This is a genomic window from Tunturiibacter gelidiferens, assembly GCF_013410115.1.
GTDB lineage: Bacteria > Acidobacteriota > Terriglobia > Terriglobales > Acidobacteriaceae > Edaphobacter > Edaphobacter gelidiferens.
The window spans coordinates 775,578-789,116 of sequence record NZ_JACCCV010000001.1 but is presented as its reverse complement, the minus strand read 5'-3'; the positions used below and the strand labels follow the sequence as shown (position 1 = coordinate 789,116).

Below are 13,539 nucleotides of genomic sequence, written 5' to 3'. Positions count from 1 at the left end.
CCCTATTCTTTATAAACAACCGCGCCTTCGCAAATTGTAGCCATCACTCTTCCTGTCATGAGCGCCCCGCCAAAAGGAGTATTCCGCGACTTCGACAGACTCTTCGCCGCATCAAAACTCCACTCCACCGCAGGATCGAACACCACCACATCCGCAAAACTGCCCACACTCAACGTCCCACGCCCTTCAAGCGAAACAATCCCAACCGGCTGCGCACTCATCAACTCGATCACACGCGAGATCGACATTCCGTTACCCTTATGCAGCACCCGCAACGCCAACCCCAGCGCAGTCTCAAGCCCCGTAATCCCATTCGGAGCCCGCTCAAACTCCTGCTCCTTCTCAAACCGCGCATGCGGTGCATGATCGGTCGCAATACAGTCCACCGTGCCATCCATCAGTCCGGCGATCATCGCTAACCGGTCCGCATCATTGCGCAGCGGCGGATTCATCTTCGCATTGGTATCGTAGTCACCTACCGCCTCATCGGTCAGCGTGAAGTGATGCGGCGCCACCTCGCACGTCACATGCAGCCCCGCCCGCTTGGCCTGCCGAATCGCCTCCATCGCCTTCGCCGTCGACACATGCTGCACATGCAGATGTGGCCGCAGCCCATCATGCTGCTCAATATCCCGCAGCAACCGGATATCCCGCTCCACAATCTTCGACTCCGCCTCCACCGTCATCCCGCGCAACCCGAGCCGAAACGCCACCGGCCCTGCATTCATGCTGCATCCACCCGTCAGCCGCGTGTCCTCCGCATGCTGCGACACCGGCACACCAATCCCCGCCGCCGCCACCAGAGCCCCGCGCATCACGCGATCAACCAACACCGGTTTGCCATCATCGGTGAACCCCACCGCCCCGACACGCGCAAGCTCGTGAAAGTCCGTAATCTCCTCACCCAGACTCCCAAACGTAGCCGCCGGCATCGCAAACAGCTTCACCACCGCGCCACGCGCCGCATCCAGCATCCACTCCAGCTTCTCCACCGTGTCATTCACCGGCAACGTGTTCGGCATCGCGACCACACTGGTAAACCCACCAGCCGCGGCCGCAGCCGTGCCAGTCTTGATCGACTCCTTATAAGTCTGCCCCGGCTCCCTGAGATGCACATGCACATCCACCAGCCCTGGCGCGACGATCATCCCCTTCGCATCAATCGTCTCTTTACCTTTGACCGCGCGCAGTTCCCCCGGCATCTCCACCGCAGCCACCCGCCCATGCCGCAGCAGCAGATCCCGCTCTGCATCCACCCCGCTGGCCGGATCGACCAGTCGTCCATTCAAAATTAATATGTCACTCATACCGTTACACTTTCAAATCCGCCTGCACCAAGCGCCCTCACCAGCAGCGCCATCCTGACCGCAAGCCCATTCCGCACCTGGTCTTCAATCGCCGAGTTCGGCCCATCCGCCACCTCGCCCGAGATCTCGAGCCCTCGAATCATCGGCCCCGGATGCATCACCAAAGCCTCCGGCGCCCGCGCCATCAGCCGCTCCTCATCCAGTTGATACCGCGAAATATAATCCCCCAGATCCAGTTCCAGCCCCGCCAGCCGCTCCCGCTGAATCCTCAGCATCATCACCACCATCGTGCCGTTGGAAGCAGTCTGCTTCAAAGCCTTGTCAAAGTCCCGCTCAATCTCCACCGCTCCGCTGCTATCCGCACCGCCCAACCCCAGCGCATCCTCCGGCAACAACTCCTTCGGCCCGCACAGCACCACCCTCGCACCCAGCCTCGGCAGCAGCATTGCATTTGATCGCGCCACCCGGCTATGCAAAATATCTCCCGTAATCACCACCGTAACGCCCCCAAGCGTCTTCCCATTGATCAGCCGACCACTCATCCCCGGCAATCGCGTCAGCATCGTCCGCAGATCCAGCAGCGCCTGCGACGGATGCTCATGCATCCCATCACCCGCATTCAACACCGGCAACCCCGTCGACTTCGCCAGCAGATACGGCGCCCCCGAGTTCGCATGCCGCAGCACAATACACTCCGCTCCCAGCGCTCGCAGCGTCAGCCCCGTATCCTTCAGGCTCTCGCCCTTCTCAATCGACGAAGACTTGTCGCTCACCAGCGTCGTCATCGCCCCCAGCGACTTCGCCGCCAGCTCAAACGACGTCCTCGTCCGCGTGCTCGACTCATAAAACAGCAGCGCGATCCGCCGCCCTGCGAGTATCTTCGCTCTCTCGGGCGCAGCCATCCGTTCCAGCCGGTCCGTCGCCGCCAGAATCGCCGCGACCTCCTCCACCGCCAGGTTCGCAACCGTCAGCAACGACCCCGCCGCAACCGTGTCCGTCTCTAATATCGTCATCAAATTCATCTTAGGGCCTGGAGCGAATCTCTGTCCTGCCCGACGGGCCTCCTGCGCGGAGAGCGGTCTGGGCAGGAGAATCTTCTCAGTTCCTCGTGTCGCTCGAGATCAAATCTCATCCCGACCAACGGGAGGGCCATCCGAAGGGGTACACAAGTCACGAAGTGACCGCCCTCCGCGCAGGAGGCCCGTCCGGTAGGACAAGCTCAATCCACCAGCTCAACCAGCAGCACCTGCTCCTGTCCATCGACCTCGTTCAGCTTCACCTCGATAATCTCCCGCTTCGACGTCGGAATCAGCCGCCCCACATACGTCGCCTCAATCGGCAGCTCACGATGCCCGCGGTCGATCAGCACCAGCAGCCGCACACTCTTCGGACGCCCATAATCAAACAGCGCATCCAGCGCCGCCCGAATCGTCCGTCCGGTGTACAGCACATCATCCATCAAAATAATGTCGCGCCCCGTCACATCGAACCCGATCGCCCCCGGCGTCACCTTCGGCCTCGGCCCATCGGTCGAAAGGTCGTCGCGATAAAAGCTGATATCCAGCACCCCCACATCCACAGGATGCTTCTCGATCTTCTCGATCAGCACGCCCAGCCTCTGCGCCAGCGGAACGCCCCTGCGCTTAATCCCCACCAGGCCGACATTCTTACTGCCGCCATGTTTTTCCACGATCTCATGCGCCAGCCGCACCAGCGTGCGCTCGATCTCTGAGGCCGACATCAGCCTGCCCTTCTCCCGAAACTTCGGCTTCCGAACTTCAGTATCTTCACTCATACGATTGCGCTTGATGATATCAGCCGCCCTGGCCCAATGCAGTGGGAAAACATATCCGATGCATCACCATTCCGCACACATTGCGCAGACCGAATCTGCCAGGAGCCTATCGAGTGCGAGACAGCGTCCTCCCCCTACTTGTTATGCAACAAATCCTGCGTCACCTTGTACTGCTTCGGAGAACCCGTAATCGCAATAGGAATCACCGCACCCGCATTCTGCTTCTTGAAAAACGGAGCGAACGGCTTCAGCAGTATCGACTTGAAGCCTGTCGTCACATGCGACAGATCCGTCTGCATATGAAGATCGCCCACCATATGGACACTCTTGTCGTAAAGGCTGAAGGTGCCTTTCATCTTCACCTCAGCTCCGGGAACCTGAAAGTCGAGCCCATCGGTCGAAACCACACCGTTCCGTATCCTCGCCGGCCCCTTCAGCGACGAGAGCACCTCCTCCACCTCCCCGGAGGCCGGATATGCCCCGGACGTTCCGCCCACCGTCTCCTTCTTTCCCTGCGCCCGATCGCTGAAGGCTGAAAGCGACTCCTCCGTGCTCTTATTCGTAAGCCGCTCGTTTGGTATCTCGAAGACTCCGTCCATCTGCAGACGCTGAAGAAACTTCAGCCCTTCCTTTGCCGCCGCAATCGACGCATGGCTGTGCAGCCACACGCTCCCCGTCACCGGAACCTTCTCCTTGAAGAACGGCCGCAGAATATCCTCCACCAGGCCCTTGGTCACCGTCAGGTCCAGGTCGGTCACCTTCGGCGCATCCACAATCTGTCCACTCGCATGAACGGTAGTAGCGCCAACATGCGCGTCGACCGAATGAAGCACAATATTCCCGTTCAGACCGTTGACAATGAGGTGTCCCAACGCCTCCAGCCGCGTCGGCTTCCCACTACCCACCGCAAAATCCGGCGTCACCGAGTCCGCATCCGCTTCAATCGCCGTCAATACCCCCTTAAAGTGCCCCCTGCCCGCAAGTGTCCCGCTTATCCCGTGAATGTCCCCCAGGTTCACCGGAGCAAATGTAAACTCACCCGACACCGGTGTCGCGCCGAGATTATCCGGATAGAGCGGGCCGAAGCTCCCGTTCGCCACAATATGTCCGCCCGGCATCGCATTCTGCATGTCCACGAGATAAGAGATCGAGCTGCCTCTACGCAGATTGCGGATCACCAGTTGCTGAATCGGAAACGAGTACCGGCCCCCGTCCACTCGAAGTATGTCGAGCTTCGCATCATGCACATTCAACTCTTCCACCACCGTTGTCGGGCCCGCGAAGTCAACGCTGCTTCCAGGCGGAAAGTCCTCATGGTTGGCCCGGCTGCCCACCGGCGGTATCACCACCTGCAGTCCCTCGACATCGACCAGTCGCACCCGGTCCCGGAACAACATCAGATCCAGCCAGCTCCCCTGAACCAGCAGGTCCCGGGCCGAGCCGATAGGCGGAAGGTCTGGGGCCGAGTTGCGGCGCAGCGTCAAACCAGTCGCCACGAAACCAGGATGAGGAAAGTAGATCCGATGATAGTGATCGATCTTGATCCGGCTGGCGAAGACCTTCTGCAGCAGCGGCTCCACATTGCGGTACCGATACGGCCAGTACACATCGATAACGCGCCACGCCGCGAAACCGACTGCCAGGCCCACCATAATGAGCACCCACTTCAGGCCCGGCTTGCGCGGAGAGGCTGAAGAAGATCTTTCAGGAATCACTGCTGGAGAGATCGCCACGAAATAGTCCCCCAGCTCTCAGATAGTTAGAAGCGCACGGATACCCATAGAGCGGCTAAGCCTAACAGAGGAGAGCCCTAAATCGCCGCCTCTCGCTCTCCTGTAGGTAGATGCAGTTTCGCTCGTTCTGGTCTGTTAGCGATCGAAAAAGGTTCCCGCCGCGATCGTTCCCCTGGCAAGACTGCCTTGAAGAACAGTCACGCACTGCTCTTACGCCGAAACCTTCCGCCGCATCCGCATGAACCCACCCAACGCCCCACCCACCGTCGACAGCACCAGCAACACTCCTGATAACATCGCAAAAGCCGCCAGCATAATCCCGCTCTCACCTCAGGCGAATACAAAACCGCAACACCTCCGCCGGCTCCGGCGTCGTCGCAGCGGCCTTCTCACGATGTTCCATTTGGTATATCCTCTGCTGCAACGTTCGCAAATGCGAACATACTGCAAATTATCTATATCAACTCCCAAACCTACAAAGTCAGGCAGAACAGTTTCACAGCCGGTTCTACTGGTCTCGATCATGGCAGCATAACGAACTCAAACGATGTAACTGCGTCACGATGAGGAAGTCTACTTGCGACGACCATATTTGAGTCTGATAGTACTGATTTGTACCTTCGCTTTTTTGAATGTTGCACGTGCACAATCAGCGTTCCCTGAACCTGACGTTGATGGAGTAGTCGCGCAAGCATACAATCTGAAAAACACCCTGATCGTCTCGACCACCGAGAAGACTCTATACCGTGAAGGAGATGGAGTCGCGGTTGCCTTAACCCACATAATCGGTCAGGCGACGGTCAGTGATCAACAGATCGAGCGCATTTGCTCAATTCTCGAAACCGCCTTCACATACCCTCAACTTATCGTGAACCCCAGAAATCGTAATCCAGATGTAACCCTTCTTCTTTTGGAATCAGCGAAATTGCGCAGTAGCAATCCTATAGTTAGAGATAAGCTCGACGTGCTCAGATCTCATCTCATAAGCGTCTATAAAAAAGATAAATAACTCTAATGAGAGATAAATAACTCTGATTTGGTTCACGATGGCTGTTCGGATAAGCTCAAACCTTCTGGCCCTAATGCCAATAGGCCAAGCACAATAAGATTCGCGTTGGACCTAAGCCGAAACCTTCCGCCGCATCCGCATAAAGCCACCCAGCGCCCCACCCACCGTCGACAGCACCAGCAACACCCCCGACACCATCGCAAACCCCGCCAGCATAATCCCCGCCCTCACCTCGGGCGAATACAGAAACCGCAAAACGTCCGGCGGCTCTAGCGTCGTCGCAGCAGCCTTCTCGATCTGGGCATGCAGCGCCTGCGTCAGATCCGCATCGAACCCCGCCATGTTATGCAGCCCAAACCTCGCCACCAACCCCGCACCAGCCATCGCCACCGCAAGACACGAGACCAGAGCCAGCCCCACCACCACACCAATCCGCGCCCCAATTCCGGCATCCATCCACGCCAGCGGCCTCCTCTTCTGATACAGCGCCAGCGTAATCATCGACCCGCTGATCGTCCACAGCCACGTCAACGGCGACACCAGCTGCACCTTCGCCGACACCAGGCTCAGCACAGCCGCCACACCCGCCACCAGCAACGCACAACGAATCGCCGTCTTCCACTCCACCTGCTGCGGCCTGGGAGGCGGCGTGGCACCCGTCGTATCGCCTTCACCGCTGTTCTGCTCCTCATAGTCCTGCAGATAGATCTGCGGCGAACCGCAATGGGGGCAGAACGGCGACTCGCCAACACTGGCAGAAAGCTCGCCTCCGCAACGATGACAGTACTCATGCATATCTTATGAAGCTACCCCACCCCAAACGGCGCGGCAAGCGCAGACGCTCCGCGCACCACACGATCCTCATCCAACCGCTTTACTGTTTGCTCGAGTCGTTGTCATCCCCAACCGAGATATGTCCCGGCAGATCCAGCGCCACCATCCCGATCTTCGTTCCACTGCCGTCAGGATCGATCCCAACGATATGCTGATGCTGCTTCGATCCAGCCTTCAGCTCCATCTTCCCCGACAGGTCGTTGTCCACCTTGACGTGATTCTTCTGATCGTCTGCGCAGGTCAACCCCTCCGCCGTCCGCGTCTGCGAACTCACCGGCTTGTCGTTCTGGCACTGAATCACATCGCCATATCGCCCCAGCGCCTTGCGATAAAACGCCGCCACCTGATCAGGACTATCGGGCGTCGTGTAACTGGCCGCCTTCACCTTCAGCGAAAAACTGCCGAAGCTCAAATTGATATCGGCCGCCCCGTCGTTCTTATCCTTCTTCTTCACCATCACCGCGCCCGGATACACCGGCAGCCCAATCGCATCCACGCCCGCCGCTTCGTTCGTCTTCACCGACATTCCGCCAAACGGCGTCGCGATCTTCACATTATCGGCATCGCCATGTTTGTCATTCTCAATCCGGCAGCCGCTCATCAGCATCGTCGACGCTGCCATCGTCGCTGCCAGCATCGCCGCCGTACCTTGGTTCACCCGCATCTGGAGCCTCCATTCAGTCAGAAAACAATACGCTCTCTTGCCGCCTCAGGTTCCGTCTCCCGGTCTGCTCAAAAAAATCCGGAATTCATGGCGTACTTTTCAGCCATGAAATGACCGCTGTCTTCTCTCCTCATCCACCACGCATTTCACCACATCTCCACCACGAATAAACCACAAAAAATCCGCGACTTCCGCCGAAGACCCCGCCCACAAACCACCAGGAAATTTAATCCGTGCCACCGGAACACTCCCTCACATCCAAATCCAACCCGCCACATCCAATGGGGTGTGACCCAGCCGACCGACCACCTCTTCGCTCCTCTCAAGCTCCGCAGCCTCACTCTTCCCAACCGCATCGCCGTCTCCCCCATGTGCGAATACTCCTCGGTCGACGGTTTTGCCAACGATTGGCACCTCGTCCACCTCGGAAGCCGCGCCATTGGCGGCGCCGGACTCATCATCACCGAAGCCAACGCCGTAAGCCCCGAAGCCCGCATCACCCCAGGCGACCTCGGCATCTGGAAAGACGAGCACATCCCCGAGCTCAAACGCATCACCGCCTTCCTCCACCAGCACGGCGCCTACGCCGGTACTCAACTAGCGCACGCCGGGCGCAAAGCCAGCATGTCCGTCCCCTGGGAACCAGTCCGCACCATGCCCGCCTCCGAAGGCGGCTGGCAGCCCGTGGCCCCCTCCGCCATCCGCTTCGACGAAGCATACCCAGTCCCCACCGCTCTCGACCGCGCCGGCATGGACAAAATCGTCGCCGACTTCGTAGCAGCCACCCATCGCGCCCTCACCGCCGGCTTCGACCTCGTCGAGATCCACGCAGCCCATGGCTACCTCCTCCACGAGTTCCTCTCCCCGCTCTCCAACCAGCGCACCGATCAGTACGGCGGCAGCTTCGAAAACCGCGCCCGCTTTCCCCTCGAAGTAGTAAAAGCCGTCCGCGCCGCATGGCCCCAGCATCTGCCTCTCTTCGTCAGAATCTCAGCCACCGACTGGGCACCCGAGTCTCTCGGCGCAAGCTGGGACCTCCCCCAATCCGTCGCATTCTCCAAACTCCTCAAGCAGGTAAACGTCGATCTCGTAGACGTCTCCACTGGTGGCAACCACCCCGCCCAGCAGATTCCAGTAGGCTCCGGCTACCAGGTCCATCACTCAGACACCATCCGCCGCGAGGCCGAAATCCCCACCGCTGCCGTCGGCATGATCACCGAGCCGGCCCAGGCCGACCAGATCATCCGCACCGGACAGGCTGACCTCATCCTGCTGGCGCGTGAGCTGCTCCGCAACCCCTACTGGCCACTGCACGCCGCGGCGGTCCTCCACCAGTCCACCACCTGGCCCGTCCAGTACCTCCGCAGTGCTCGCGGAAAGACCGAACCTCGCCAGCCCGTCTCCACCCCAGGTGCCTGAAGTTCAACCGCCCTGACCAGGGAAAAATTACAAACCATGCCGACCGAGTGGCCTATACTGGCAGCAGCCGAACGATAGGCCACTCCCGCCGGGCAGGCGGTTCCGGAGCTTCTGGCATGGCGCAGCACCAGCCAATCCGCAAAACCACCCCACCCTCCGGGTCCGACATCCCGGACAAGCTCTACTTTCGCATCGGTGAGGTTGCCAAACTCTGCGACGTCCCCGCCTACGTCCTTCGCTTCTGGGAGAGCGAGTTCCCTCAACTCAAGCCGCACAAAGGCGGCACCGGCCAGCGCCTCTATCGACGTCGCGACGTCGAAATGGCCCTGCGCATCAAGAGTCTCCTCTACAACGAGGGCTACACCATCCCCGGCGCTCGGCAGGTCTTCAAAAGCGAACTCAGGCACAGCGAACCGCAGCTGGCCCTTACCATCGAAGGCGCCCCCACCAGCATCGACTCCCGCCAGCTCCGCAAACTGCATAAAGACCTCCGCGAACTCCACACCCTGCTCTCCAAATCACCCGCCCGCCCCACAGTGCACCCCATCCGCGCCCCGCGCACATCCACCGCTCCCCGCCGAACTCCGGAAAAACTCTTCAACCTTCCTCTCCTTCCCGAAGAGGACAAGAGTTGAAGATGAGATTTAAGGACGATCAAAAGCAGAGTTCCCGGCGCAGACACTCCTCCCAGACTCGCGCCCCCTACCTCGGAACTGAGTCTCGCAGCGGCGCTCCCATCCGTTGCCAGTACTGCTCCGGCCAGAGCTTCCGCCGATCCACTCTTCGCTCCCAAGACCTCACCGAGATACTCTTCATGAGATATCCCGTACGCTGTCTCCGCTGCAGCCAGCGACAGCTGGTGAGCTTCACAGTCGCTGGGCTCTCCATCTCCTCCAGCATCAAAATAAAAAAGAGAGGCAGTCGAAACAGCCTCCCCGTCCAGTGGAAAGATCCCTTCAAAGACAGAAGCGGCGAACAACCAAAGGTCACCGCCTCCACACACACCGACCGCTAAAGCAAATTTCCTGTTGTTATAGAGGTGTTCTACCGCTCATTTTGTTGTCATTCCGCAGCGAAGCGGAGGAATCTGCTTTTTGCCCTTCGCTCGGTATCCTCTCCATCAACTCGTAATTTGCTCCAGCTCCTCACAGCGAGATCCACCCCACATGGATCGCCCACAGCGACAGGCTCGCCACCACAATCCAAAGCGCGATACCCTGCACCATCGGCCTGACACCCACCTCCTTCAGCGTCTCCCGCGTGATGCCCGTCCCAATCAAAAACAACACCACAGTCAAAGCCGCGCGCCCCAGCCGATTGAGTGCCGCAAACAGTGGCACAGCCTGCGGCATATACCGTGGCAGATAACTCGCCGCCACCGCCGCAAAGCAGAAGTACAGAATGAACCAGGGCCACGGCACCTTCGCCTTGCTCTTCTTCAGCATCGCCGTAGCAATCGCCAGCGGCACAATCCACAGTGCCCGCGCCAGCTTCACCGTCGTTCCTACAGCCAGCGCCGTCGGCCCATACTTCGCGCCAGCCCCCACCACCGAACTCGTGTCATGAATCGCCAGTGCCGACCACAATCCAAACTGCGTCTGCGAGAAGTTCATCAAGTGCCCAATCAACGGAAACACCAGCAGCGCTACCGAGTTCAGCACAAACACCGTGCCCAACGAAACCGCCATCTCCTCTTCATTCGCATTCAGCACCGGCCCCATGGCTGCAATCGCGCTCCCTCCGCATATCGCCGTCCCAAAGCTGATCAGCAGCGATTGCGTCTTTCCCACCTGCAGCAGCTTACCCAGCGCAACGCCCAGCACCAGAGCAAACGTGATGCTGATCGCCGTATACATGAACCCCGACGCACCCGCGTGCACGACCTCCTTCAGGTTCATCCCGAATCCCAGGCAGACCACCGCAGCCTGCAATAGAAACTTCGACAGGTTCCGTCCCTCTCCATGAAACGTATGCACCGTACTCAGGCCAAACGCGAGCCCCGCGGCCAACGCGAGCGGAGGCCCGATCAACCCGCTCGCCGAAACAATAATTCCGATATAAAAAAGATTCTTCTTCCACATGCTTAAAGCATGCGCGTCTCCCAACCACCGGTCGAGACGTACTTTCCAATCAACGATAAGTATTACTTATCAGCCACATCAGCTATTTTGGGTCGACCCTTCCCATCGCAAATCGCTGAAACGCTGCCGCAGCACCCGTTATCTCAGCACCTGCAAGCCGAACGAAGCTGAAATCCCGCCGCATCTCCAGCCCTTTCACCGCAACCACCCTCACCGTGCCTAGCCGCAAAGCCTTTCCCAGCGCCCACAGCGACACAAAGCCCACTCCCAGCTCCGCCTCCACCCCGGAGAGAATCGACTCCGTCGAATCCAGCTCCACCGCCACCTGCAACGACCGCAGCGGCAGCCCCATCTTCTTCAACGCCCGCTCCACCACCCGCCGCGAACCCGAACCCCGCTCCCGAAGCAGCAGCGGCGCCTTCGCCAGTTCCGCCCCCTCAATCGCCCTTCCCTTCCTCAGCGCCCACGGGTGATTTGGACTCACAATCAGCACCATCTCATCCTGCGCCATTCGCTCCGTCTTCACGTCCCGCCGCATCGCCGGCCCCTCAATAATTCCCAGCGCAACCTTCTTCTCCGCCACCGCCTCCACAATCTGCTCAGTATTTCCACTCACCAGCGAAAGCTTCACCTGCGGATACTGCTTCAAAAACGCCCCAAGAATCCGCGGCAACAAATACTGCGCCACCGTCGTCGATGCTCCAAGCCGCAACGGACCATCCGCCTCATCATTCAGCGCCGCCAACGTCCGTTGCGCCTCCACCATCATCTCCGCCGCGGCATTCGCATATCCAAGCAACACCCGCCCTGCTTCGGTCAATGAGATCTGGCTCCCATGCCCCGCGCCTCTCGCCCGGTCGAACAACTGCACGCCGGCCTCCTCCTCGAGCGCATGCACATGCTGACTTACAGCCGGCTGGCTCAGATGCAGCACCTCCGCCGCCTTACGAAAGCTCATCTCCTCCGCGACCGCCCGAAACACCCGCAACCGAAAGTTCTCCAAACCCTCTCCTCGCCGCGAACCAGCCCCGCCACCCATCAGCATAAGCCCACCCGATAAAATCAATTCAACCCGTGCACGCAAACAAAGAATCCATCTCGTCCGACACAACGCCCCGCCGCAACCTATTCGCCTTCCTTCGCCCCTCCGCAACACACAGCGCCTTTTCCGCTACCCTCCTGCTCATGCTTTCCACGGTGCTCTCCGGTGTCCTTGCCCTCGTCCGCATCAAATACATCAACTCCCTCTTCGGCGCCGGAGTCGCGCAGGACGCCTACCGCGCAGCCTTTAAGCTCCCCGATCTACTCGCCTATTTCCTCATCGGTGGCGCAGCCTCCATCTCTCTCATCACCCTCCTCAACCGCTATCGCGAATCCGGCGACGAAGAAGGGGGCGACCGCGCGCTCTCCGTCATCCTTACGACCATGCTCCTTGTCCTCGGTCTCGGCGTTCTGCTGGCCGAAATCTTTGCGCCTCAGTATGTTCTGCTCGCTAATAAAGGTTTTCGCGGCGACCCTGCAAAAGTCGCCCTCTGCACCACCATGACGCGCATCATCATTCCAGCGCAATTGTTCTTCTTCATTGGCAGTGTCATGAGTTCGCGCCTGCAAGTCCGCAAAATCTTCCTGTACCAGGCCTTCACCCCAATCGTTTATAACGCCGGAATCATCCTTGGCGCTGTCTTCCTTCACCGGCAGTTAGGCGTCACCTCGCTCGCCATCGGTGTCTTTGCCGGCACTTTCGTCGGCTCCGCCGTCCTCAACTCCCTTGGAGCCTTTCGCACAGGTCTCCGCTATCGACCCATCATTGGCTTCCGCGATCCCGCGTTTCTCGAGTGGCTCAAGCTCTCACTTCCGCTCATGATCGGTGTCTCCCTCGTCATGTTCGACGGGATCTTCCTCAACTACTACGCCTCACTCCGCGACGGTGGCATCACCCTCATCGGTAACGCCAAAGACCTTTTCAATGCCCCCTTCAATGTCATCGGCCCCGCCGCCGGAGCGGCTTCGCTCCCTTTCTTCGCTTCGCTCTTCCAGCAAAAACGCATCGCCGACTTCTCCCACTCTGTCTCCCGCTCCGTCTCTCGTCTCTTCTCCGTCGGCATGATCGTCTCCGCGTGGATGATCGCCCTCGCACCCTGGTTGATGGACCTCTTCCGCGGTGGCAAGTTCAACCGCACCGATGCGGCAGCCACTACCCATCTCTTCAGAGTCCTCGCCATCACACTCGCGATCTGGGCCGTGCAAGGCATATATGCACGGGCTTTCTACGCCGCCAGCAACACCCGCACCCCAGCGATCACTGGCACCCTCATCACCTTGATCTCCATCCCCATCTACGCCACCCTCTTCCATACCTTCAACCTCGAAGGTCTGGCAATCGCATCCGACATCGGCATCCTCGCTCAGACAGCTTCGCTCGCGTACCTGCTCCACCGCAAAAGGCTGGTAGACCTACACCACCTCGAATTCGCCGAGCTAGGCCGAGCCTTCCTCGCCGCGCTGTTAGCCTTTGCCGCCACCACCGCTGCGGCACACTTCCTGCCGCCTGTCTCCACCCATCCAAAAGACATTCTCACCATTGCAACCGCCTCTATCGCATGGGGTATTACCGCCTACCTCACGCTAACGGCAGTCGGTTCAACTCTCCCGAACCAAATCCTCCGGCGCAAATAAAAGAAGCTGTGACCACGGGTC

Annotated in this window: 12 protein-coding genes; 4 read left to right on the top strand and 8 right to left on the bottom strand. The window is 59.5% G+C overall.

Features of this window, described 5'->3' with window-relative positions:
• Positions 1–2 precede the first annotated feature (2 nt).
• From HDF12_RS03400 to HDF12_RS03375, 6 genes are all read right to left on the bottom strand, one after another.
• Complete coding sequence (locus HDF12_RS03400; protein WP_179581218.1) at positions 3–1,307, bottom strand: dihydroorotase; 1,305 nt, start codon at positions 1,305–1,307, stop codon at positions 3–5.
• A complete protein-coding gene (locus HDF12_RS03395) occupies positions 1,304–2,320 on the bottom strand; it encodes an aspartate carbamoyltransferase catalytic subunit (RefSeq protein ID WP_179581217.1) in 1,017 nt (338 codons plus the stop codon). The genes HDF12_RS03400 and HDF12_RS03395 overlap by 4 nt, the downstream gene beginning before the upstream one ends.
• Positions 2,321–2,526: 206 nt before the next feature.
• A complete protein-coding gene (gene pyrR, locus HDF12_RS03390; protein ID WP_257025327.1) occupies positions 2,527–3,102 on the bottom strand; it encodes a bifunctional pyr operon transcriptional regulator/uracil phosphoribosyltransferase PyrR in 576 nt (191 codons plus the stop codon).
• A gap of 134 nt (positions 3,103–3,236) precedes the next feature.
• Entirely contained in the window at positions 3,237–4,835 is a 1,599-nt protein-coding gene (locus HDF12_RS22765) for an AsmA family protein (RefSeq protein ID WP_179581216.1), read from the bottom strand.
• A 1,120-nt stretch (positions 4,836–5,955) separates the two neighbouring features.
• Positions 5,956–6,639: a zinc ribbon domain-containing protein gene (locus tag HDF12_RS03380; RefSeq protein ID WP_179581215.1), complete on the bottom strand. Its 684-nt coding sequence runs from the start codon at positions 6,637–6,639 to the stop codon at positions 5,956–5,958.
• A 79-nt stretch (positions 6,640–6,718) separates the two neighbouring features.
• Positions 6,719–7,342, bottom strand: a complete 624-nt coding sequence (locus tag HDF12_RS03375; protein ID WP_179581214.1) for a hypothetical protein — start codon at positions 7,340–7,342, stop codon at positions 6,719–6,721.
• Between the two features lie 288 nt (positions 7,343–7,630).
• On the opposite strand from HDF12_RS03375, the gene HDF12_RS03370 reads away from it, so the two are divergent.
• From HDF12_RS03370 to HDF12_RS03360, 3 genes are all read left to right on the top strand, one after another.
• A complete protein-coding gene (locus tag HDF12_RS03370; protein WP_179581213.1) occupies positions 7,631–8,761 on the top strand; it encodes an NADH:flavin oxidoreductase/NADH oxidase in 1,131 nt (376 codons plus the stop codon).
• Positions 8,762–8,877: 116 nt separating this feature from the next.
• Positions 8,878–9,396, top strand: coding sequence for a MerR family transcriptional regulator (locus HDF12_RS03365; RefSeq protein ID WP_179581212.1), 519 nt, complete (start codon positions 8,878–8,880; stop codon positions 9,394–9,396).
• A gap of 2 nt (positions 9,397–9,398) precedes the next feature.
• Positions 9,399–9,776, top strand: coding sequence for a hypothetical protein (locus tag HDF12_RS03360; protein WP_179581211.1), 378 nt, complete (start codon positions 9,399–9,401; stop codon positions 9,774–9,776).
• A 130-nt stretch (positions 9,777–9,906) separates the two neighbouring features.
• Here the strand turns inward: HDF12_RS03360 and HDF12_RS03355 are convergent, their stop codons facing one another.
• Both HDF12_RS03355 and HDF12_RS03350 read right to left on the bottom strand, forming a co-directional pair.
• Positions 9,907–10,842, bottom strand: a complete 936-nt coding sequence (locus HDF12_RS03355; RefSeq protein WP_179581210.1) for a YeiH family protein — start codon at positions 10,840–10,842, stop codon at positions 9,907–9,909.
• Between the two features lie 82 nt (positions 10,843–10,924).
• On the bottom strand, positions 10,925–11,845 hold the full coding sequence (locus HDF12_RS03350) for a LysR substrate-binding domain-containing protein (protein WP_179581209.1): 921 nt from the start codon (positions 11,843–11,845) through the stop codon (positions 10,925–10,927).
• Positions 11,846–11,916: 71 nt separating this feature from the next.
• Between HDF12_RS03350 and murJ the strand changes: the two genes are divergently transcribed.
• Complete coding sequence (murJ, locus tag HDF12_RS03345) at positions 11,917–13,518, top strand: lipid II flippase MurJ (RefSeq protein ID WP_179581208.1); 1,602 nt, start codon at positions 11,917–11,919, stop codon at positions 13,516–13,518.
• The last annotated feature ends 21 nt before the right edge of the window (positions 13,519–13,539 follow it).